This window comes from Koromonas soli, from assembly GCF_059726265.1.
The window spans coordinates 934,222-954,797 of sequence record NZ_AP040872.1 but is presented as its reverse complement, the minus strand read 5'-3'; the positions used below and the strand labels follow the sequence as shown (position 1 = coordinate 954,797).

Genomic DNA, 20,576 nt, shown 5'->3' with positions numbered 1-20,576 from the left:
GCCCCAGCCAGCGGAGGAGAACGAACGCATGATGAACTTACGCCCCCGACGACTCCGAACTCGTGTTTTCGCAGCTCTGGTCCTTGCTGCTGCGCAGTTCGCCGCCATGCCTCTCCACGCTGAGCCGATTGAGTTCCGCCAAGCTATCGAAATCGCGCTGAAGAACAGCGGCGTCATGCTGGCGGCCTCTGCCGACCGCGCCCGCGCCGCCGAACGCTACCATGCAGAGCGCGATGCGTATTTCCCGACCGTAGTATTTGGCTCCGGACTTGGTTACAGCGTCGGCATCCCAGTCTCAATTGCAGGGCAGGCTCCTTCGCTGTTCAATCTCAGCCACAGTCAGACCGTTTTCAACCTCGCTCAGCGTGACGTGGTGCGCGCGGCACACAGCGACTCGGTGGCTGCCAATACCGATTATGTTGACCGCACCGAGCAGGTCATTCTCGATACCTCCCTGCTCTACATTGAACTCGACAACACCATACAGCGGCTGAACTACGCCAAACAGCAGCGCGACGCCGTAAATCAGGCTATGTTCGTTGCTCAGCAACGCCAGCAGGAAGGTCTCGGCAGCGCCATCGAGAGCAAGCGCGCCGAACTCGATCTCGCGCGTGTTGACCTCCGCATCGCCGAGCTGCAAGCTGCTGCCGACATTTTGCGCGAGCGTCTCGGTCTTGCCCTCCGACGGAAACCCTCTACGGTCGAAACCGTGACAGACTCCATTCCCTCCGCACCCAAGTTTCAAGGCGATGACGATGTTTCCCGCTTAGCGCTTGCGAACTCGAACGCCGTTCGCGTCGCCGAAGAGCATGTGCGCGGTGCTAAACTGCGCGCTCGTGCCGAGCACCGCGTCAACTATCCATCCTTCGACTTTGCCGGACAATACGAAGAGCTCGCATCATTCAACAACTACGACCAGTACTACAAGAGCTTCACTCGTCATAACTACAGCTTCGGAATCAATCTTCGCGTTCCGTTTTTCAATCTCAGTCAGAACGCTCGCGCTGCCGCCGCCGACGCCGAGGCGCTTCGTGCCCAGGCCGACGCGCAAGCTGTCCGCGATCAGGTCGCGACAGATGCAGTGCGCTCACAACGCGCCTTATCGCAATTAGAAGCTGCCGCCAAGGTCTCGCGCCTCGAGTTCGAACTCGCACAGGCCAACATTGACGCCGTGCAACTCATGGTGCAGAACGGCAAGGCCACTGCGCAGGATCAAGAAATGGCTCGCGCCGATATCGCCAATCGGCAGGTATCATTCTTGCAGAGTCAGTTCGAGTACCTGCAGGCTCAGCTCAAGCTCCTGCGACAGGTCGGGGAGCTGCGCACATGGGCTCTTGGAAAGTAGCCTTGCCTGTTTTGCGCTTTCGCTCAATTTCCGGCAAGCTGGAATCTAACACGTACATGATCGGCCATCGCCCAGGAAGCACGTTTTGAACTTTCGCAAATACCTTGTTCTACTTTTCGTCGTCATTTTCAGCTCCATCGGAGACACGTTCCTGGCGCGTGGAATGAAAGACGTAGGAGTCATTGACGTACACCATCTGGCGCACGTGTTCACTGCACTCTCCAATCCCTACGTGATCTTCGGAATCCTGTTCCTCATCGGATTCATGTACAGCTACATGACCGCGCTCTCCTTCGCCGACTTGACGTACGTGCTCCCGGCCACCGCCATCAGCTATGTCTTCATGGCCCTGCTTTCCATCTTCTGGTTGCACGAGCACGTAAGCCTGCGCCGCTGGGCTGGGATCAGCCTCATCGTGGCTGGCGTGGGTCTAGTCGCAGGAGGTCCATCCCGAACTGAACATCCGCCCGCCGAAGTCTCCGACAGCGAAGTGATGGGAGACCAAACCATCGGAGGCCGCGTATGAGGTCCCTCTACACCTGGCTCTGCATCTTCTGCGTTGTATGCTCTGCCGCTGCCGGAGATGTGTTCATTGCGCTTGCCATGCGCCGCATCGGCGACCTGGGCGATTTCCGGCGCAAGCACGGCATCCTTGCCGTCGCGGCTCGCGTTCTCTCCAGCAGCGCTCTGTTCGGCGGAATCTTCTTCATGGCTATGGCCTTCTTCAGCAATCTCGTTGGCCTCTCCTGGGCCGACCTGAGCCTGATGGGACCGGCTTCCGCCGCCCTCACCTTTGTGACCAACGCCCTCGGAGCCAAATTCTTCCTGCACGAGAACGTCGATAAGCGGCGTTGGCTCGCCACCATCCTGGTCTGCTGCGGAGTTCTTCTACTCACCAACTCGTAATTTTGCCCTGCCGGAAACGGCCGCCCCGGTGCTGGTAAAATATCTGTAGGAATGCCGATCAACACCAGTACCCCCACAGAAAACAGTGCGCCATCCTCTACGACGTCCGCGCGTCCGCGTGTCGGCTTTGTCAGCCTCGGCTGTCCCAAGAACCTGGTTGACTCCGAGGTCATGATGGGCCTGCTGTCCACCTCTGGGGCCGAAATCACCGCCCACGCCGACGATGCCGACATCATCGTCGTTAACACCTGCTCGTTTATCGACACCGCCAAGCAGGAATCCGTGGACACCATTCTCGAGATGGCCGGACACAAGACGCACGGCCGAGCCAAGAAGCTGATCGTCACCGGATGCCTCGTCGAGCGCTATCGCGACGAGATTCAGAAGAACATTCCCGAGGTGGACGCGGTTCTTGGAACAGGCGAGCTCTCCGACATTCTGGCCGCCGCCGGAATTGCTCCCACGCCCAAGCAATCTACTCCGTTCAACATTCTCGGCAGCGGCACGCATCCGCACGCCAGCGCCTCCCAGCAGCTCAAGAGCGGCTTGCACGAGTCCACGTCGCGTCCTGAAGGCGATGCCCGTGAGAAGGCGGGACGCTTCGCACGCGACGCGTGGGACGGCGCCACAGCCGAGCTGCCCAGCTATCTCTACGACGAAACCACGCCGCGCATGCTGGCCACCGCCCGTCACTCGGCCTACATCAAGATCGCCGAAGGCTGCGACCACCCGTGCGCCTTCTGCATCATTCCCCAGCTTCGCGGCAAGTTCCGCTCGCGCAGCATCGAGTCGGTAGTAACCGAGGCACGCCGTCTCGCCTCAGAGGGCGTTCGCGAAATCAATTTGATAGGCCAGGACACAACCTGCTTTGGCGAAGACCTCGGCGTTCAGGATGGCCTTGCCCTTCTGCTCGAGCAGCTCGCCCAAGTCGAAGACCTCCGCTGGGTACGGTTCCTCTACGCCTATCCGAACAAGGTCACGCCTCGCCTGCTCGAGGTGCTGGCGAAATATCCTCGCCTGTGCCGGTATATCGACGTCCCCTTGCAGCACGCCTCCACTGCCATGCTCAAGCGCATGAAGCGTGGCGGCTCGGCCGAAATCTTCCTCAAGCTGATCGCGAAGATTCGACAAACCGTTCCCGATGTCACTCTGCGCACTTCGTTCATCGTTGGCTTCCCCGGTGAGACCGAAGAAGATTTTCAGCAGCTTTGCGATTTCGTCACCGCCGCCCAGTTCGACTGGCTCGGTGTCTTTGCTTATTCCGACGAAGAGGGCACGCCCGCCTATCTTCTCGGCGACAAGGTGCCATCGAAGGAAATCGAACGCCGTCGCCGCAAGCTCATGCAACTTCAAAAGCGCATTAGCCGTAAGCGCATGAAGAAATGGATTGGCCGCGAAATCGAAGTCATGCTCGAGGGCCCAAGCGACGAAACCGACCTCCTCTGGGAGGCGCGCACTCCGGCGCATGCTCCTGAGATCGATGGCAAAGTTTTCATCAACGATTTTGGCGACCACGAGTCGCCCCAAGCCGGAAGCTTCCACCGCGCGATCGTCGAAGAAACACATGAGTACGATCTCGTGGCCCGGCTGATTTAGATAACTGAACACTGTCCCATGCCGAAGAAGAAGACTGCATCCTTACGTTGTCCCACGTGCCGCAAGATCGTTATGGCTACAGATCCCGACTTTCCCTTCTGCTCCGACCGCTGCCGCATGGTCGATCTCGGCAAGTGGATCAGCGAAGGCTACGTAATCTCGTCGCCAATGAATGATCCTGAATCTGGTGGCGAAGCCGAGTACAATGAGCCGAGGCAGCGGCAGATCGGAAACCTGCGCAAAGGCCCCGAAGCCTCCGGCCAACTGAACGAAAGCGAGATTGATGGACGCCGCAAGCCCAACTGAGGAACACACGACCGCCCAACATCAGCCCGCATCCTCGCACACCAAGAAAGGCTCCGCCCGCCCTACTCGCCCTTATTGGGCATGGACGGTCGCAACCTTCTTCGGCGCGGGTGCGCTCAAGCCCGGCCCCGGCACTTGGGGATCGCTTGGCGCGGTACTGACTTGGGCGCTCATTGCCCGGGCACTCCCCCCCAACTTGCACATTGTGGGGGCCTTGGCTTACTGCGCTTTGGCCACAGCCATCGGCATTCCAGCGGCAACCCTGACGGCCCGGGCCTGCCATCGCGACGACCCATCCCACGTGGTCATCGATGAAGTTGCCGGGCAGATGCTCACCCTCGTTGCCGCTCCGCTCACCTGGAAAGCGCAGTTGGCAGGCTTCATACTTTTCCGCGCATTTGATATTGTTAAGCCCCCGCCAATCCGCCTACTCGAGCGCTTGCGTCCGGAAGGTGTGGGAATCATAGTTGACGATCTTGGCGCCGGTTTCTACGGGTTCCTTGTTCTGCAGTTCTTATTGCACTTGGGCATCGTAAGATAGTTCTTCAGAACGCAAGCGCGCGCAAATATGAGTCCAAAGCCAGAATCTCCCGTCATCATCTCCGTCGAGCCCTCCTTCGCCCTGCCCGGAGGAGAAGTCGTGGTGCGTGGTCGCGCTCTGCTTACGAGCCTGACCGAGCCTGCGCAGGTGTATTTCGGTGAGGCACTCAGCACAGTCGTTTTCGCCAGCCCCAGCCAGCTCACAGTGATCGTTCCAGAAAGTGCTTCGGGAGAGTCGCTGACCGTCACGACGCCGCACGGCTCCGCCACGGTTCATTTCACCCTGGCCACCTTGCTTTCGGAAAACCTGCACCCCGTAGCCAATCCCGTAATCGACGACGAGGGAAATATCTTCGTCACCTTCTCCGGCGGCCGCGGCCAATCTGTGCCCAATTCGCTTTTCCGCATTGATGATGAATCCGCCGTCCATCCACTCACGGCCGACATCATGAACGCCACGGGCCTCGCGCTCGACTCTGACGGGAATCTCTACATCTCCTCACGCCACGATGGCGCCGTATATCGCCTCTCCACCACCGGCGATCTCACGACCTATGCTGAGGGCATGGGTGTCGCCACCGGACTGGCCTTCGACTCCCAGGGAAACCTCTATGTCGGCGATCGCAGCGGCACCATTTTCAAAATCGCGCCCGATCGCCAGATATTTGTTTTCGCCACACTAGAACCCAGCGTAGCCGCCTATCACCTGGCCTTCTCACCCAACGGCAACCTCTACGTCACCGGCCCGACCACGTCCTCTAACGACAGCGTCTACGAAATCGACCCCCACGGAGTCGTAACTCCCTTCTTCTCAAACCTTGGACGCCCGCAGGGACTCGCATTCGATCTCGAAGGCAATCTGTTCCTCGTTGCTTCATGGCGCGGCAATCGTGGAGTCATCGAGATAACCCCAGACAAGAAAGCCTCGCTCGTCATCAGCGGCCCAAATCTCGTGGGCATCGCCTTCGACCCGAACAAGGCCATCGTGCTCGCCACAACCTCAGCCGCCTATTTCCTGCCCTGGAAAAGCTCCGGCTTCATCTGGGCGCCAGAACTCCCCGAACGATAAAAGGGCGCCCCGCAGGACGCCCTCTCAACACTGTCTTAGGTGGCCCAGAGTTGACGATTTCCAACTCTAGGATTCCCAGTAACTCACCGCCGTCCGAACTTACTCTACTTCCAGCAGTTCCACGTCGAAGATCAGGTACGCATTCCGCGGAATATCCGGCGGCTGACCGCGCCACCCGTATGCCAGCTCCGGAGGAATCCTGAGCTGCCGCTTGCCGCCGACCTTCATCCCAGCGACACCCAGTTCCCAGCCCTTGATCACCTGACCCGCGCCAATTGCGAACTCCAGTGGCTGATTGCGATCATAGGAGCTGTCGAACTTCGTTCCCTGTTCCAGCAGCCAGCCAGTGTAGTTGACCTTCACCTTGCTGCCCTTAGCGGCCGTCTTTCCCGTACCAACAACCAGATCCCAGTACACCAACCCGCTGGGCAATGTCACTGGCGTCGCGCCATCCACCGATGACGGGTGCTGCGGCCCCTTCTGCGCCGCCAGCCACATGGAACACATCAACACCAGCATTACAGCCAGTGCTTTTCTGAGCATCGTGCTACTCCTTCGCAACTGCATCGCGCTTCGCTGCCTGATGTGTCGCGTGCAGCTCCTGCAGATTGCTGATGCTGACCACTCCAGCCTGCAGCACCGGAATACCTTCCACCACCGCGCGCGCCGCCGACAATGTCGTGATCGTCGGGACCCTCGCCGTGATCGCCGCTCTGCGAATCGCCTTCTCATCGAACCAAGGCTCGCCACGCGCCTGAGGCGTATTGATGATGAGTTGAATTCGGTCGCCCTTGATCAGATCGACCACGTTCGGTCTTCCCTCTTTCACCTTGTACACCCGCTCCACGCGCATGCCGGCCTTTTCCAGCGTTTCCGCCGTGCCGTGCGTCGCAACGAGCTTAAAACCCATGTCCACGAACTTGCGGGCTACCTCCGCGACATATTCCTGATCGCGCTCGTTCACGCTGATGAACACCGTTCCCTTCGACGGCAACGCCTGTCCTGCGGCGAGTTGAGCCTTGGCAAACGCTTCTCCGAAATTGTCGGCCACGCCCATGACTTCGCCCGTCGAGCGCATCTCCGGCCCAAGCACTGTGTCCACGCCGGGGAACTTATTCCACGGAAACACCGGAGACTTCACATAGAAGTGATCTCCCGTATCCAAATCCTTCCGCTGAGCAATGTTCTCGGGCAAGAACTCTTTCAGCTTGCGCCCTGTCATCAACCTCGCCGCAATCTTCGCGCAAGGTACGCCGGTTGCCTTCGAAACATACGGCACCGTGCGCGATGCTCTCGGATTCACCTCGATCACGTACACCTTATCGCGCTGGATTGCGTACTGAATGTTCATCAACCCGACGACATTCAGAGCCCTTGCCAGCTTGAACGTGTACTCCCGAATCGTCTCCAGCACCTCTGGCGATAGATCGACACTCGGCAATACACATGACGAGTCGCCCGAGTGAATGCCTGCCTCTTCGATGTGCTCCATGATCCCGGCAATCACTACGTCCTCGCCGTCGCACAGTGCATCCACATCGACCTCTGTTGCGGATTCCAGGAAGTGATCGATCAGGATCGGGCGGTCCTGCGAGTATTCCACCGCCTTTTCGATGTACTCCTTCACCGACTTCGCATCGTAGGCGATCACCATCGCGCGTCCGCCCAGCACATACGAAGGACGAACCAGCACCGGATATCCAACCTTCTCGGCCGCTGCCAGCGCCTCTGCTTCAGTGGTGGCCATTCCACCCGGCGACTGCGGAATATCCAGATCGCGCAGCAGCTTCTCAAAGCGCTTTCTGTCCTCGGCTAGATCGATCGACTCTGGCGAAGTTCCGATTATCTTCACTCCCGCGCGCTTCAGCGGCAGCGCGAGATTCAGTGGCGTCTGTCCGCCGAATTGCACGATTACACCAATGTCGTCGCTGCCCTTGGCCTCGTGTTCGTAAATCGCCATCACGTCTTCGAACGTCAGCGGCTCAAAATACAGCCTGTCGCTCGTGTCATAGTCGGTTGAAACCGTCTCCGGATTGCAGTTCACCATGACGGTTTCATAGCCATCGTCGCGCAGCGCAAATGCCGCGTGGCAGCAGCAGTAATCGAACTCGATTCCCTGCCCGATGCGGTTGGGCCCCGAGCCAAGAATGAGGACCTTCCTGCGCGATGTTGGCTGCGCCTCGTCCTCTTCCTCAAAGGTCGAGTACATGTATGGCGTAAAGCTCTCAAACTCCGCCGCGCATGTATCCACGCGCTTATACACCGGAGCCAGCGACATCCCCTGCCGCTTCTCATAAATCTTGATCACGCCTTCACGCGTAGGCAGGTTCCACAGTTCGCTCAGCCGCGCATCGCTGATGCCCATGCGCTTTGCCTCGCGCATCTCGTCGTAGGAGATGGTGTTGAGCGACTTCTCCGAAAGCACATTCAGTTCGTCGCCGATTTCCTTCAATTGGTAAAGGAACCACGGGTCCATTCCCGTCAGCTTCGCAACCTGCGGAACGCTCCAGCCATTGCGCAGCGCATAGCGCACATACTGCAGGCGCTCCGGATGCGGCGACACGAGGCGCTTCGTGATAATCCTCGGCTCGATGGCTTCCGCCTCCAGCCGTTTTCCGGTTTCAAGCGAACGCACCGCCTTCAGCAGCGATTCCTTGAACGTGCGGCCAATCGCCATCACTTCGCCGACCGACTTCATCTGCGGCCCCAGGCTCTCGTCCGCTCCCGGGAACTTCTCAAACTGCCACTTCGGAATCTTCGTCACCACGTAGTCGAGGGTCGGCTCAAAGCACGCCGGAGTCTTCTGCGTAATGTCGTTCGTGATCTCGTCCAGCGTGTAGCCCACGGCCAGCCTTGCCGCGATCTTCGCGATTGGGAAACCCGTTGCCTTCGATGCCAGCGCCGATGAGCGCGACACGCGCGGGTTCATCTCGATCACGATCTGCCGCCCCGTCAGCGGATTCACCGCAAACTGCACGTTCGATCCGCCGGTTTCAACGCCGATCTCGCGCATAACCTTGATCGCGCCATCGCGCATGCGTTGATACTCGCGGTCGCTCAGCGTCTGCGCCGGAGCCACCGTGATCGAGTCGCCCGTGTGCACGCCCATGGGATCGAAGTTTTCAATCGAGCACACGATGATGACGTTATCCTTCAGATCGCGCATCACCTCGAGCTCGTATTCTTTCCACCCCAGCACGCTCTCTTCGATCAGAACTTCGTGCACCGGTGAAAGATCCAAACCACGTGCCAGCAGGTCCAGCATTTCTTCGCGGTTGTACGCAATGCCGCCGCCCGATCCGCCCAATGTGAATGAAGGGCGCAGCACCACCGGGAATCCCAGCTTGCCCGCGAAATCCAGACCGTCCTTCAAGTTGTTGACCAGTGCCGAGCGCGGCACGTCCAACCCGATGCGCGTCATCGCATCCTTGAACAGCAGGCGGTCTTCGGCCTTCTTGATGGCCTCCAACTGCGCGCCAATCAGGATGACGCCGTACTTCTCGAGCACGCCGCCGTCGGCCAGTTCCACTGCCAGGTTCAGAGCGGTCTGCCCGCCTACCGTAGGCAGCACGGCCATGCCCTTGCCTACTCCGCGCGCCACTTCCTGCCGGATGATCTCTTCCACGTACTGCCGCGTCAGCGGCTCCACATAGGTGCGGTCGGCCATCTCAGGATCAGTCATGATAGTCGCCGGATTGGAGTTCACCAGCACGACCTCAAAACCTTCCGCCTTCAGCGCCTTGCAAGCCTGTGTGCCGGAGTAATCGAACTCCGCCGACTGACCGATAACAATCGGCCCTGAACCGAGGATCAGAATCTTAGATATATCTGTGCGACGTGGCATTTACGTATGCTTTCTCACCTGCAATGCTTGCCGATCAAGCTGCAAATTAGTCTGTTACTTCTTCACCAGCGAATAGAAAGGCAGTTGTTCAAACCTGCGATATTCCCACATCGGAGGAAAGTCCTTCGCGGCCTCGGGCGCGGCAATCTCTTGCCCGGAGGTCATGCTCAGGAAGTGCTGTTCCTTCCTTGTGACGCGGCCATCCTGCCCGTAGGTCAGCATTGTGAACCGCATGCACCCGCATTCAGCCATTTCCAGGTAGCGGTCCACCATGCGCGTAATGCGCCCCTGCGGGTCATAGCACAATTGTCCGCTATGAATCTTCGGTCTTCCCCGGCCCGAGCCGTCGTGAATGTCCACCATCCAGTTTTGCTCGCGCCACACTCGTGCGGCCGCGCTGTCGGTCAACACCGGAAGCTGTTTGGCGTCCATTACGAGCCATTCGCCGGCATCGTTCCGACGGAAGGACAGTGCGCTCTGCCGCGACGTATCGGCAATGCCGCACACTCGACCAAACTCCTGCCGGTTCGCAACAATATCCTGCGGAATCGGGCCCATTGGACTGGAGTTTCCGCCACCCATCTGCCCGTGCGGCATCTGTGCCATTGCCGCAGCCGCGAGGGTCAGCACTGAAAACAACACAGCGCGCTTCACTAACCCCGCCACTCGTTCATCATCTGAACGAAATCCGAGAACAGGTAGTGCGAATCGTGCGGCCCCGGCGAAGCCTCCGGGTGATACTGCACGCTGAACAGCGGATACGTGCGATGCCGCAGTCCTTCCAGCGTGTCGTCGTTCAAATCGACGTGCGTCAGCTCCACTTCGCTCTGCTTCAGCGAATTCGGATCGACCGCGTAATTGTGATTGTGAGCCGTGATTTCGATCTTTCCGGTCTTCAACTGCTTCACCGGATGGTTCCCGCCATGATGTCCGAACTTCAGCTTGTAAGTCTTGCCTCCCAGGGCCAATCCCACCAACTGATGCCCCAGGCAGATGCCAAAGATTGGAATGCGACCCGCCATATCGCGGATCGTCTTCTGCGCATACACCACCGCGTCCGGATCGCCCGGCCCGTTTGAGAGGAACACGCCATCAGGATTCAGGCTCATCACGTCTTCAGCCGAGGTCTGCGCCGGAACCACCGTCACATCGCATCCCGAGGCCACCAGCCTGCGCAGAATGTTGTGCTTGATGCCGAAATCGAACGCAACCACTTTTTTGCGGTCCGCAGCACTCTCCGGCGAAATCTCTTCGGCCGTCGTCACCATCGAAAGCTGCTTCAGCGACGGATGCGGCACGGTGATGATTCGCTCATCGATGTCGCCCTTCGTCCACTGGTAGGGCTCTTTCGTGCACACTTCTTTCGCCAGATCACGGCCATCGATCGAAGGCGTGGCCTTGGCCATGGCGATCAGCTTATCGACGTCGGTTTCCGACGTGGAGATCACGCCCCGCATCACTCCCTTATCGCGCAAGTGCCGCACCAGAGCGCGCGTGTCGATATCGGACAGCACGGGAACCTTGTGCCGTTCCAGATACTCGTCCGTCACCTGGTGCGAGCGGTAGTTCGACGCGTAGGGCGAAAACTCGCGCACGATCAGGCCCTCAATGTAGGGCTTGCCTGCTTCGTTGTCGTCGGGATTGGTGCCGTAGTTACCGATTTCGGGATTGGTCAGAACAACAATCTGCCCAGCATAGGAGGGATCGGTGAAGATCTCCTGGTAACCGGTAATGGATGTATTGAAAACTACTTCGCCCGTACGTTCGAGCCGCGCTCCGTAGCCTTTGCCGCGGAAGACCCTGCCGTCTTCCAGCGCCAGGATAGCTTGCATCGCATCCTCAGGGAGTGGATTTTCTAGATGATATCAGCTATTCAATCCTCCGTGCACGTTTAAGTCGTGGAAATCCCGCATTATCATGCATATAAATACATCTTTCCGCATAATATTCATCTCGCGTTTTGCCCTGCCGCTACCTACTCGTGAATCGGTCCACCCTCTTGAAGTCGCGCGGCACCTCGAATAAAGCCGGATCCAGCTTCTCTTCCTGCATCTCCGTTATCTCGTGGCTGCTCGTGAACGTAACCTTCTGCTTCTCACCCGTTTGAAGAACGTGTGCCGAAGTCGTCGTCCGCTTGGACGAGAGTACCAATCCCTGCGGCTCCGGCCCTGAGTGCCTGAACTCCGGGCGAGCACTGCTCCGGTCGTTGACCGTAAATGTCATCATGTGACCAGCTACCCGCGGGGCAGCCTTGTCACAGAGCATCGGGTCTGGAACATCCAAATACCACTCGTCCTCCACCGTTTCACTCGATTCCTGATCCAACTCCGGCGCAGGCGTTTGTTTTGTGGTCGTGATGTAGTGCCGCGCAGAATGCCCGAAAGCAGTTTTCGTCTCTCCTGAATCTACCGTCGTGATTTCGATGATGATGTTGGGAGGCTCTGTAGGCGCGTTGTTCCGAGCCTTTTTTGCGGCCTGGGCGAAGTCATCCGGCGGCAGCACCAACTCCCCATATTCACGTTTATCGGGGTGAAGCGTGTATGACTTACGAGTATCGCATTGCCGTATCAAGATTACCGGCCCGCCGATTCTCGACTCAACTCGAACGCGAGCTCCCAGCACGTACACCGTACTCTCGCTATCTCTGAGCCCCCCACGCAGCCCGGGGAAATCCGAATGAGATGTTGACCTAATCCGCAGCCCCGTCTGCGCCCAGCCGCAGCCGAGCATCAGCACCAACGCAATCAGAATGCGCATCACAATCCCTCCTTATTGCCGTGGGCCCACTGCAAACGCCTTCTACATCCCCGTTACCGCCGGAGCCTCGCCTATCCACAAGCGTTCTTCCACCGCTCGCAGCATCGCAGCCGCTACGTCTGCTCTTGACACACTCGACTTCTCAGGCCGTCGTCCCACCGTGACGGAATACTTCCCGGTGCGCTCGCCATTCGTCAACATCGTTGGTCGCAAAATCGTCCACTCGAGCCCGCTGCTCTTCACGTCCGGCTCCATCAGGTTCTTGTCCTCATAAGGAGCCCACAGCAGTGTCGCGAAGATCAACCTTTGCAACGGAGTCGCCAGGCTTAGACTTTCACCCGCGCCAAATGCCGATTCGACCACCAGTCGCCGCACGCCCTGTTCTTTCATCACGCTTGCGATCAGGTGCGTCCCCACCGACACCACCCGCGTATTCTGAAACAGGTTCCTCTGCCCCAGGCAGCTCAACACCGCGTCCGCTCCCAGGATCGTCTTTGTCACGCTCTCGTGATCCAGCACATTGCCCAGCACGATCCGCATATTCGGATTCGTCAGCGGCATCTTGTTCGGATTTCGCACCAGCACGCGGACGTTATGTCCTTTTTCGAGCGCCTGACGCGTCAGCTCCAGCCCCGTTCCCCCGGTTGAGCCGAAGATTGCCAGTCTCATCGATCTTTCCTTGTCTGATTTCGTCTAGTGCAGCTTGCCCAACATCGTAGTCGGCCAATAGGCGAAGACCGCCTTGCCGAAGATTGAGTCCTGCTCGATGGGCCCAAAATCACGGCTGTCGCTCGAGAGGTTGCGGTGATCGCCGAGCACGAAATAACTTCCGTCCGGCACCGTCACCTCGCTCATAGACCGTTCGTCCTTGAACTGGTCGGGAACATAGGGTTCCACCAGCCGATTGCCGTTCACATACACAGCGCCGCGCCGAACCTCGATATGGTCGCCCGGCACTCCCACTATGCGCTTGATGTAGTTCTTGCTCGGGTCGCCCGGATAACGGAACACCACCACATCTCCGCGCTCAATCGGCCCCAGGCGGTAGGCGAACTTGTTGATGAAGATCCGTTCCTGGTCGGCCAATCCCGGCATCATGCTGGTTCCTTCAACCTTGACCGGTTGATACAGAAACACGACGATGAACACCGAAATCCCCAGCGACAGGAAGACCTCGCGAAGCCATCTCATTCCCATCCGCTGGGAACTCGAGTGTCTCGGCCTTATCGCCGGAACAGGAACCGGATTTTCTTCCATCTCTCGTCCTCCACTATGCTCATTCTATACAGACGTAGATTGCTCGCTGGGGTTGCGCGCCTGCGTCAAATACTTCGCTGGGTTGACGCTGTGCCCGCCAAACGGTATAAAGCTGTATTCTTAGATAGTTACCGTTCCCATACTTCTACCGACCGGAACGGATGTAAGTTTCATGTTTCTGGAAGGGCGCATGACCAAAAAAGTGGAAGTGAAGCCGAAAAGCCCCTCTGCCAACTCGAAGCCCGAGCCGCAGGATGAAAACCAGGCGCGCTTTGCCCAAACGCTGCAAACCTACGAGCAGGCATTGCGGCTTTTGCAGAGCCAGAAGTTCGACAAAGCTAAGTCTTTGTTCCAGAAGGTCATCGAGTCTTCTATTAGCGAATTGGCAGACCGGGCCAAGGTTCATGTCAACATCTGCAACCAGCAATTGGAGCGGATACAGACCACCTTCAACACCCCAGAGGAACATTACGACTTCGCCGTCTCGCTCATGAATCTCGGCGACTTCGTCACTGCCCGCGAGCATCTCGAAACCCTATCGAACCAGAAGCCCGGCCTTGATTTCGTCTGGTACGGCCTTGCCGTCCTCGAGTGCCTCACCGGACGCACCAGCGAAAGTCTCCAGCACTTGGCCAAAGCCATTCGCCTCAATCCAGGCAATCGCTTTCAGGCCCGCAACGATTCCGATTTCAAAAACATGGCCGACGATCCTCGGTTCACCGAGCTGCTTTATCCTGAAGGCAGCGTAGGAGCGTAATTTACAGGGAGGCGCATCCCCCTCGCTTCCCGTCGCGGCTATTCCATGCCAGTACCGCCGATCATTACGAGTCCAGTTGAAGGCCTGCGCGTTGTCGCCATAGGCGGAGGCACCGGCCTGTCCACTCTTCTCCGAGGCCTTAAACGCCACGTTCTAGCCATTTCCCCGGCCGATCCGTCTGGCCCTTCCCCCATCGAGCCTTACATCTCCCGCCTCACCGCTATCGTGACCGTCACCGATGACGGAGGCTCCAGCGGGCGCCTGCGCAAAGAGTTGGGTGTGCCGCCTCCGGGCGATATTCGCAACTGCATGACCGCCCTCTCCGACGACGAAGAGCTACTCTCTCAGCTTTTCCGTTATCGCTTCAGCGGCGGAGGCCTAGATGGCCACAGTTTCGGAAACCTTTTTCTCTCGGCGCTCGCCGAAGTCTGCGGCGACTTTTCACTTGCCGTAAAACTCAGCTCCGCCATTCTGAAGACGCGCGGCGAGATCTATCCTTCTGCCACCAGCAGCAATGTCCAGCTCGACGCCATCATGCGCAATGGAGAGCGTGTCAGGGGAGAAACGAACATTACCGCCAGTCGCAGCGGCATCTCACGGCTGCGTCTCGTACCTGCCAACGCTCATCCGCTGCCCCAGGCCCTTGAGGCCATCGAGAACGCGCACATCATCAGCATCGGACCGGGATCGCTCTTCACTAGCTGCATTCCCAATGTCCTCGTGCGGGGAGTCCCTGAAGCAATCTGCTCCTCGAAGGCGATCCGTGTTTACATCTGCAACCTGATGACGCAGCCCAACGAGAGCACCGGCCTTACGGCGTCGCAACACATCGAGGCCATCTTCGATCACGCCAGGCGCCGCATCTTCGACTACGTGATGCTCAACGACGCTCCCGTTCCGGAAGAGTTGCGCGCCCGCTACGCCCAAGACAACGCCGAACCGCTCATCAACGACCTCGACCAAATTCGCGCACTCGGTGTCACCCCGATCTTGGGCGACTACCTGGACGCCAGCCACTTTGCCCGCCACGCCATTAACCGCATCGCGCTCGACCTGCTCAATCTCCCCGCCCGCCTTCAGAGCGAGCGGCAGGCCACCTCACCTCGCACCTGATTCGTCGCTACTGATGCTTTGCGAAATCCGAAGCCGGCAGGCTCTCGATGAACGCTCGGTCTGACCAGCCCTGTCCTTCGCGGAAAAACATCAGCAGCACTTCCCCGCTCGGAATCGAGGTCTCAAGCCTTGATACCGCGTTCAGTTCCTTTTCATGTGATTGCAGCTTATCTAAGTCGAGCGCAAACATCCGTCCTACCTCCGGGCACGCAAGCGATACGCAATGCATATCTCGTTTCCACCCGTAATACGAACGTTTTCTCAGCTCAATGAATTGGATCAGCAGTCTTAAACGATCTTCATCCCCAAAGTGGAATGGGGTCTCAGATCAGGACTGTTTACAGTGCCGCCACGCGCCTGTGAACCAGCATGAAATACATCGCCAGCATAATCAGCAGCACTCCGTTGATCCCCACCACCACCGGAGCGGTCATAAACGGTACGAGCCATCCCGAGATCAGGTTGCCCACCGGCATTCCGCCGCGGAACGCGCAGTTGTACACGCTCATCACGCGTCCGCGCATCTCGTTCGTTGTGATCAACTGCACCAGCGAGTTCACCGTGGCGAACACTGCCATCATCGATCCGCCCACCACCAGCAGCATCGTATAGCTCACTGGCAGCGAACGAGACACCGCAAACCCCGCAATGGCCGCGCCGAGGCACATCATCATCACCAGCGCGATGTATCCCTTGTTCCTGATGTTTCCCCGGCTCGCAATCATCAGCGAGCCCATAATCGACCCGACGCCCATCAACGACAGCAGGCTTCCGTAAACCTCAGGCCCGCGGTGGAATATATCTTTCACGAACACAGGAATGTAGGTTCTCATCGGCATGCTCAGCATCGTCATGCAGAACGCCAGAATGATCAGCGCCCCCATTGACTCCTGCTTTCGCACAAATGAAATGCCCTGCTTCAAGCTGCCAAATATCGATTCAGTCGTGGCCGTCGGCACAAACCGTGTCGAAATCATTAGCAGCGAAATCACCGGTGCGACGAACGAAACCGCGTTCAGTCCGAAGCACCATTTCTCGCCCAGTCGCGCCAGCGTGATACCCGCTAGTGCAGGCCCGATCGTCACTGCCATATTGAACTGAATCGAGTTCAGCGCGATCGCATTCGGCATGTCCTCGCGCTCTACCAGCGTCGGAATCAATGCCTGGTACGCCGGTCCGCCAAAAGCCTGCGCGAGCCCCGAGACAAAGGACAGACACAGAATGTGCCAGACGTGGATATACCCTGTCGCCACAAGCACCGTAAGCAGCGCTGCGCTCCCCATCTGCACATACTGCGACGCCAGCAGGACCTTGCGCCGCTCCACGCGGTCCGCCACCACTCCGCCAATGAGGGAGAAGAGAAATATTGGGATGCCGCCGAGAAACTGATCGAGCGCAAGCAGAAATGCCGAGTGGCTCAACCTGTAGATCAGCCAGCCCTGCGCCACGATCTGCATCCAGCTTCCAATGCTGGACATGCAGGCCCCAAACCACATCAGCCGAAAATCACGGTAATGAAAAGCTTTGAATACCCGATGAAGCGTGTTCATCTGTCCGCGCGAGAAAACCTCTGTCACTATCTTCGCACGAGCAAACGCCCGCGCGGCTTCGCTATGCCTCATGTGCCGCGAATTATCTCCTGATCCGTCTATCTCGCGTCACACGTATTCCGCTGCTTTACAATAAACGCACATGCCGAATACAAAGTTTGCCATCGCTATTCTCGCCGCGGGCAAAGGCACCCGCCTCAAGTCGAAGTTGCCCAAGGTGTTGCACCGCATCGCCGGACTGCCCCTGCTCTCGCACGTTATCCGCGCCGCCAGCAGCATCGTCGCGCCTTCCGACATCTTTTGCATCGTCGGACACGAAGCCGAACGCGTGCGCACCGAAATCGCTCCCCTCGGAACGCAGTTCGTGGAGCAACGCGAGCAGCGCGGCACCGGACACGCGCTCATGCAGTGTCGCGAAGCCCTGCGCGGCTACGACCACGTTCTCGTTCTCAGCGGAGATGTGCCGCTCATTCGTTCCACCACCATCGCCGCCGTCCGCGATTTTCACATCGACAACTCCGCTGCTATGACCATCCTCACAGCCGAGCCACCCGATCCTTTCGGCTACGGACGCATTGTGCGCCGCGTTGTTCATGGAAAGAGCACCGACAGCGTCGAGGCCATTGTCGAGCAGAAGCAGCTCACTCCCGAGCAGAACGATATTCGCGAAATCAATTCCGGCATCTACGCCTTCAACGTCCCCAAACTCTTCGCGCGCATCGATCAGCTCTCCACCGACAATCCTCACGGCGAGTTCTACCTCACCCAGATTGCCTCCATCCTTCAACGCGATCAGGAACCCGTTCTTGCCCTGCACACTCCCAACGCCAACGAAGTGCTCGGTGTGAACACCCGTCGCGAACTCGCGCACCTCGACTCCATCCTGCGCGAACGCAAAGCCTACGAACTCATGGACAATGGTGTCACCATCTACAAGCCAGAGACGGTCCTCATCGACGCCACAGTGAAGGTCGGCACCGATACTGTCATCGAGCCTTTTGTGCAGTTGCTCGGCAACACTACCATTGGCGAAGACTGCGTCGTGCGCAGTTTTTCCGTGCTCACTAACATGCACGTGGCCAACGGCGTCCAGATCAATCAGGGCACGATCGCCGACGATTCCGCTGTCGAGCAGGCCGCCATCATCGGACCCTACTCACGAATTCGCCCTGGCAGCGAAATTGGCCCCGAAGCCCACGTCGGAAATTTCGTTGAAACCAAGAAGACGAAACTCGCCCGTGGTGCCAAAGCCAATCACCTCACCTACCTCGGAGATGCCGAGATCGGCGAGGGCACCAACATCGGCGCCGGCACCATCACCTGCAACTACGATGGCGTGAACAAACACAAAACCATCGTCGGAGCCCGCGCCTTCATTGGCAGCGATACCACCCTGGTCGCCCCCGTCCATGTCGGCGACGGAGCCTACATCGGCGCTGCTTCCTGCATCACCACCGACGTTCCCAACGACTCACTCGGCCTCACTCGTCCGCAGCAGTTGGTCAAAGAAGGCTGGGCAGTCCAGAAGCGCGCTCGCCTCGAAGCTCAAAAGCGAAAGAAGCAGTCGCAACCCAAGTAGCTCCGAAGAAAGACGTCACACAAAAGGCCGAGGAATCATTCCTCGGCCTTCAGTCTGCTTTACACGGGCAGTTGACCTTGCTCTTGCTTTTGCCTTTGCTGCTACGGTGTCATCCTGAGCCGCAGGCGAAGGATCCCTATGCCCCCACTCCCCGAGAGGTCTTCACAGCCCTCTAGATCTGCTCTGCCGGTTTCCCTAGTCCTGCCAGCACCAACCCCAGCAGGATCAACGCTCCTGCAGCCATAGGCTGTTTGTAGGTTCCCGCCTCTGCGGCCATACCCACAAAGAATCCCCATAATCCGCCCACGATGATCATCAGGATCCCAATCGGTCGAAGCACCGGATCGCGTGTGATCCCCACAAGTGTTTCTCCCATTCCGTGCGTAGCGTGATGCGCGTGATGATCCGCCATATCTCTCCTATCCTCCAGTTTCGATGTAGCTGAAGCCGCAGCGGATGCGCAAACTTGCGTCAGTTCTTCGTCAAACGAAGGCGAATCATCCCCGCGGTTGCAAATTCGCATCGTAGATATTCGCCCCAAGTGCAGGAGGAGAGATGAGCACCAGGAAACCCGAGGAACATACGCCCAATCCCGGCAACAACCCTAACGTCCAATCGTCCGGCGGCGGCATTAATCCCTCTGCGCCCTCCACCGGCACCTCCGGATGGGGTAGCACGCCTGACGAGAAGCGCGCGCAGGTGGGACAGAACAATCCCGCCGCCTCTAGCCCCGATGCCAATGGCCCGGGCGATCCTCGCCATACCTCATATCCGCAGAACGAAACGGCGCAGAACCCCGCTGCCCAGGGCGCCGGATCGTCTCGAGACCGCAGCCTCCATTGCGACCAACCACAGTGTGAATGGAGCGTCACCGGAAACACCGAAGAAGAACTCTTGGGCTACATGCGCGCCCACGCCCGCGAAGCACACGGAAAAAGCGAGTTCACCCCGAAAGAACTGGCCAATGTCCGCCGCTCCATCCAAAAACGTGCAGCCTAGCCCCTCTTCACCCCCACGAATCTCGGGGCTCGTGGAGAGCCTGAGAAACAATTTGCGTTCAGGCATATACACAGGCTGCGTAAGCTGTTACGCTCTTACAGCATCTGAATTGGATGGATGCAGCGGCAGAATCGCCCTGAGAGCGAACAACCAAGCGCCTTTCGGAACACCTTTCTCCTTATAAATCCCTCCGACTCACTTCAAATCACAAAGGAATTAGCATCATCATGGAACAAGGAACAGTGAAGTGGTTTAACGACGCAAAGGGATTTGGATTCATCACCCGCCAGACTGGCGAGGATGTTTTCGTGCACTTCTCAGCGATTCAGGCGAACGGCTTCAGAAGCCTCCCCGAGGGTCAGGCTGTGCAGTTCAGCGTCGTCAAGGGCCCGAAGGGCCTGCAAGCAGAGAACGTATCGATTCTCTAAGACTTGCGGTCGAATAGCTCTGCGAAGGGTGGCCGGACGGCTGCCCTTTATTTTCGTGCTGAGGACGTCAGATAAAATCCTCCTGCAAGAACTCAGACATCATCAAATAGATAGAGAGATTGCGCTTTTTATCACCGCAATCGACTACTCGAATACACCGACTGGAGTATGAATGGCAGGAAACTCAAGAACGACTTTCACAAAGCGATCGAAAGAGCGCGCTCGTCAGGAAAAGCGTGCTGACAAAGCGCAGAAGATGCAAGAGCGCAAACAGCAGAAACAGGTCGAACCCACCAAGCGTGGCGGTGAACCTGTCATTCAGTACGACGAGGACGGCCAGCCAATCGCGCTATCCTTTGAGGACTTCAACTAGACCCGCTGCCAGCGCCGCTTAGTCAGTCAGTAGCATTCGGGCAGCCTTGCCCGAATACAAGTGGTGCAAGAGCGACATCAGCAGGGGAGATTACAACTCCCCCCACGCTGGTGCTTGACCTTTCCAGTTCAGAACAGCGAATTAACGCGCGACTCGC

General features: G+C 58.3%; 23 protein-coding genes. 13 read left to right on the top strand and 10 right to left on the bottom strand.

The genetic code is table 11. The features are described from left to right. The first annotated feature begins 28 nt into the window (after positions 1-28). The 7 genes from AC6IY8_RS04165 to AC6IY8_RS04135 all read left to right on the top strand — a co-directional run bounded on the left by AC6IY8_RS04165 (position 29) and on the right by AC6IY8_RS04135 (position 5,762). A complete protein-coding gene (locus AC6IY8_RS04165; RefSeq protein WP_497777437.1) occupies positions 29-1,345 on the top strand; it encodes a TolC family protein in 1,317 nt (438 codons plus the stop codon). Between the two features lie 85 nt (positions 1,346-1,430). Beyond that, entirely contained in the window at positions 1,431-1,871 is a 441-nt protein-coding gene (locus AC6IY8_RS04160; RefSeq protein WP_497777436.1) for an EamA family transporter, read from the top strand. Further along, entirely contained in the window at positions 1,868-2,251 is a 384-nt protein-coding gene (locus tag AC6IY8_RS04155; protein ID WP_497777435.1) for a hypothetical protein, read from the top strand. The genes AC6IY8_RS04160 and AC6IY8_RS04155 overlap by 4 nt, the downstream gene beginning before the upstream one ends. A gap of 51 nt (positions 2,252-2,302) precedes the next feature. After that, complete coding sequence (rimO, locus tag AC6IY8_RS04150; protein ID WP_497777434.1) at positions 2,303-3,847, top strand: 30S ribosomal protein S12 methylthiotransferase RimO; 1,545 nt, start codon at positions 2,303-2,305, stop codon at positions 3,845-3,847. A gap of 18 nt (positions 3,848-3,865) precedes the next feature. Next, entirely contained in the window at positions 3,866-4,153 is a 288-nt protein-coding gene (locus tag AC6IY8_RS04145) for a DNA gyrase inhibitor YacG (RefSeq protein WP_497777433.1), read from the top strand. Beyond that, positions 4,131-4,694, top strand: a complete 564-nt coding sequence (locus AC6IY8_RS04140) for a phosphatidylglycerophosphatase A family protein (protein WP_497777432.1) — start codon at positions 4,131-4,133, stop codon at positions 4,692-4,694. The genes AC6IY8_RS04145 and AC6IY8_RS04140 overlap by 23 nt, the downstream gene beginning before the upstream one ends. 27 nt (positions 4,695-4,721) lie before the next feature. Next, entirely contained in the window at positions 4,722-5,762 is a 1,041-nt protein-coding gene (locus tag AC6IY8_RS04135) for an IPT/TIG domain-containing protein (RefSeq protein ID WP_497777431.1), read from the top strand. Between the two features lie 99 nt (positions 5,763-5,861). On the opposite strand, the gene AC6IY8_RS04130 is transcribed toward AC6IY8_RS04135, so the two are convergent. The 7 genes from AC6IY8_RS04130 to lepB all read right to left on the bottom strand — a co-directional run bounded on the left by AC6IY8_RS04130 (position 5,862) and on the right by lepB (position 13,620). Next, positions 5,862-6,305, bottom strand: coding sequence for an FKBP-type peptidyl-prolyl cis-trans isomerase (locus AC6IY8_RS04130; protein ID WP_497777430.1), 444 nt, complete (start codon positions 6,303-6,305; stop codon positions 5,862-5,864). Between the two features lie 4 nt (positions 6,306-6,309). Further along, a complete protein-coding gene (gene carB / locus AC6IY8_RS04125; protein WP_497777429.1) occupies positions 6,310-9,606 on the bottom strand; it encodes a carbamoyl-phosphate synthase large subunit in 3,297 nt (1,098 codons plus the stop codon). A gap of 54 nt (positions 9,607-9,660) precedes the next feature. Continuing rightward, the gene (locus AC6IY8_RS04120; protein ID WP_497777428.1) at positions 9,661-10,272 is read right to left on the bottom strand and encodes a hypothetical protein; all 612 of its coding nucleotides are present in this window, start codon (positions 10,270-10,272) and stop codon (positions 9,661-9,663) included. Continuing rightward, positions 10,260-11,438, bottom strand: a complete 1,179-nt coding sequence (gene carA, locus AC6IY8_RS04115) for a glutamine-hydrolyzing carbamoyl-phosphate synthase small subunit (protein WP_497777427.1) — start codon at positions 11,436-11,438, stop codon at positions 10,260-10,262. Before carA ends, AC6IY8_RS04120 begins: the two co-directional genes overlap by 13 nt. Before the next feature lie 139 nt (positions 11,439-11,577). Continuing rightward, on the bottom strand, positions 11,578-12,363 hold the full coding sequence (locus AC6IY8_RS04110; protein ID WP_497777426.1) for a hypothetical protein: 786 nt from the start codon (positions 12,361-12,363) through the stop codon (positions 11,578-11,580). Between the two features lie 42 nt (positions 12,364-12,405). Further along, positions 12,406-13,032, bottom strand: coding sequence for an NAD(P)-dependent oxidoreductase (locus AC6IY8_RS04105; protein ID WP_497777425.1), 627 nt, complete (start codon positions 13,030-13,032; stop codon positions 12,406-12,408). 24 nt (positions 13,033-13,056) lie between these two features. After that, positions 13,057-13,620, bottom strand: a complete 564-nt coding sequence (gene lepB, locus AC6IY8_RS04100; protein WP_497777424.1) for a signal peptidase I — start codon at positions 13,618-13,620, stop codon at positions 13,057-13,059. 190 nt (positions 13,621-13,810) lie between these two features. Between lepB and AC6IY8_RS04095 the strand changes: the two genes are divergently transcribed. After that, on the top strand, positions 13,811-14,377 hold the full coding sequence (locus tag AC6IY8_RS04095; protein ID WP_497777423.1) for a tetratricopeptide repeat protein: 567 nt from the start codon (positions 13,811-13,813) through the stop codon (positions 14,375-14,377). 45 nt (positions 14,378-14,422) lie between these two features. Then, positions 14,423-15,490 carry a gluconeogenesis factor YvcK family protein gene (locus tag AC6IY8_RS04090; protein WP_497777422.1) on the top strand — a complete coding sequence of 356 codons (1,068 nt, stop codon included), beginning with the start codon at positions 14,423-14,425 and terminating at the stop codon, positions 15,488-15,490. Between the two features lie 7 nt (positions 15,491-15,497). Here the strand turns inward: AC6IY8_RS04090 and AC6IY8_RS04085 are convergent, their stop codons facing one another. Together AC6IY8_RS04085 and AC6IY8_RS04080 are read right to left on the bottom strand one after the other, a co-directional pair. Continuing rightward, positions 15,498-15,680, bottom strand: a complete 183-nt coding sequence (locus tag AC6IY8_RS04085; protein WP_497777421.1) for a hypothetical protein — start codon at positions 15,678-15,680, stop codon at positions 15,498-15,500. A gap of 148 nt (positions 15,681-15,828) precedes the next feature. After that, positions 15,829-17,112, bottom strand: coding sequence for an MFS transporter (locus tag AC6IY8_RS04080; protein WP_497777420.1), 1,284 nt, complete (start codon positions 17,110-17,112; stop codon positions 15,829-15,831). A 70-nt stretch (positions 17,113-17,182) separates the two neighbouring features. Here AC6IY8_RS04080 and glmU point away from each other — a divergent pair, with 70 nt between their 5' ends. Further along, entirely contained in the window at positions 17,183-18,619 is a 1,437-nt protein-coding gene (gene glmU, locus AC6IY8_RS04075) for a bifunctional UDP-N-acetylglucosamine diphosphorylase/glucosamine-1-phosphate N-acetyltransferase GlmU (protein WP_497777419.1), read from the top strand. 172 nt (positions 18,620-18,791) lie between these two features. Here the strand turns inward: glmU and AC6IY8_RS04070 are convergent, their stop codons facing one another. After that, the gene (locus AC6IY8_RS04070) at positions 18,792-19,031 is read right to left on the bottom strand and encodes a hypothetical protein (RefSeq protein ID WP_497777418.1); all 240 of its coding nucleotides are present in this window, start codon (positions 19,029-19,031) and stop codon (positions 18,792-18,794) included. Between the two features lie 143 nt (positions 19,032-19,174). Between AC6IY8_RS04070 and AC6IY8_RS04065 the strand changes: the two genes are divergently transcribed. The 3 genes from AC6IY8_RS04065 (at position 19,175) to AC6IY8_RS04055 (ending at position 20,419) form a co-directional block, all read left to right on the top strand. Further along, positions 19,175-19,618 carry a DUF1059 domain-containing protein gene (locus AC6IY8_RS04065; protein ID WP_497777417.1) on the top strand — a complete coding sequence of 148 codons (444 nt, stop codon included), beginning with the start codon at positions 19,175-19,177 and terminating at the stop codon, positions 19,616-19,618. Positions 19,619-19,845: 227 nt separating this feature from the next. Then, positions 19,846-20,046, top strand: coding sequence for a cold-shock protein (locus AC6IY8_RS04060; protein WP_497777416.1), 201 nt, complete (start codon positions 19,846-19,848; stop codon positions 20,044-20,046). Between the two features lie 172 nt (positions 20,047-20,218). After that, positions 20,219-20,419 carry a hypothetical protein gene (locus tag AC6IY8_RS04055; RefSeq protein ID WP_497777415.1) on the top strand — a complete coding sequence of 67 codons (201 nt, stop codon included), beginning with the start codon at positions 20,219-20,221 and terminating at the stop codon, positions 20,417-20,419. Positions 20,420-20,576 lie beyond the last annotated feature (157 nt).

What these genes read in the sequence shown, in the direction of transcription:
- AC6IY8_RS04165 (WP_497777437.1), top strand. Translation starts at nt 29, where the DNA reads ATGATGAACTTACGCCCCCGACGACTCCGAACTCGTGTTTTCGCAGCT.
- AC6IY8_RS04155 (WP_497777435.1), top strand. Translation starts at nt 1,868, where the DNA reads ATGAGGTCCCTCTACACCTGGCTCTGCATCTTCTGCGTTGTATGCTCT.
- rimO (WP_497777434.1), top strand. Translation starts at nt 2,303, where the DNA reads ATGCCGATCAACACCAGTACCCCCACAGAAAACAGTGCGCCATCCTCT.
- AC6IY8_RS04145 (WP_497777433.1), top strand. Translation starts at nt 3,866, where the DNA reads ATGCCGAAGAAGAAGACTGCATCCTTACGTTGTCCCACGTGCCGCAAG.
- AC6IY8_RS04140 (WP_497777432.1), top strand. Translation starts at nt 4,131, where the DNA reads ATGGACGCCGCAAGCCCAACTGAGGAACACACGACCGCCCAACATCAG.
- AC6IY8_RS04135 (WP_497777431.1), top strand. Translation starts at nt 4,722, where the DNA reads ATGAGTCCAAAGCCAGAATCTCCCGTCATCATCTCCGTCGAGCCCTCC.
- AC6IY8_RS04130 (WP_497777430.1), bottom strand. Translation starts at nt 6,305, where the DNA reads ATGCTCAGAAAAGCACTGGCTGTAATGCTGGTGTTGATGTGTTCCATG.
- carB (WP_497777429.1), bottom strand. Translation starts at nt 9,606, where the DNA reads ATGCCACGTCGCACAGATATATCTAAGATTCTGATCCTCGGTTCAGGG.
- carA (WP_497777427.1), bottom strand. Translation starts at nt 11,438, where the DNA reads ATGCAAGCTATCCTGGCGCTGGAAGACGGCAGGGTCTTCCGCGGCAAA.
- AC6IY8_RS04110 (WP_497777426.1), bottom strand. Translation starts at nt 12,363, where the DNA reads ATGCGCATTCTGATTGCGTTGGTGCTGATGCTCGGCTGCGGCTGGGCG.
- AC6IY8_RS04105 (WP_497777425.1), bottom strand. Translation starts at nt 13,032, where the DNA reads ATGAGACTGGCAATCTTCGGCTCAACCGGGGGAACGGGGCTGGAGCTG.
- lepB (WP_497777424.1), bottom strand. Translation starts at nt 13,620, where the DNA reads ATGGAAGAAAATCCGGTTCCTGTTCCGGCGATAAGGCCGAGACACTCG.
- AC6IY8_RS04095 (WP_497777423.1), top strand. Translation starts at nt 13,811, where the DNA reads ATGACCAAAAAAGTGGAAGTGAAGCCGAAAAGCCCCTCTGCCAACTCG.
- AC6IY8_RS04090 (WP_497777422.1), top strand. Translation starts at nt 14,423, where the DNA reads ATGCCAGTACCGCCGATCATTACGAGTCCAGTTGAAGGCCTGCGCGTT.
- AC6IY8_RS04085 (WP_497777421.1), bottom strand. Translation starts at nt 15,680, where the DNA reads ATGTTTGCGCTCGACTTAGATAAGCTGCAATCACATGAAAAGGAACTG.
- AC6IY8_RS04080 (WP_497777420.1), bottom strand. Translation starts at nt 17,112, where the DNA reads ATGAGGCATAGCGAAGCCGCGCGGGCGTTTGCTCGTGCGAAGATAGTG.
- glmU (WP_497777419.1), top strand. Translation starts at nt 17,183, where the DNA reads ATGCCGAATACAAAGTTTGCCATCGCTATTCTCGCCGCGGGCAAAGGC.
- AC6IY8_RS04070 (WP_497777418.1), bottom strand. Translation starts at nt 19,031, where the DNA reads ATGGCGGATCATCACGCGCATCACGCTACGCACGGAATGGGAGAAACA.
- AC6IY8_RS04065 (WP_497777417.1), top strand. Translation starts at nt 19,175, where the DNA reads ATGAGCACCAGGAAACCCGAGGAACATACGCCCAATCCCGGCAACAAC.
- AC6IY8_RS04060 (WP_497777416.1), top strand. Translation starts at nt 19,846, where the DNA reads ATGGAACAAGGAACAGTGAAGTGGTTTAACGACGCAAAGGGATTTGGA.
- AC6IY8_RS04055 (WP_497777415.1), top strand. Translation starts at nt 20,219, where the DNA reads ATGGCAGGAAACTCAAGAACGACTTTCACAAAGCGATCGAAAGAGCGC.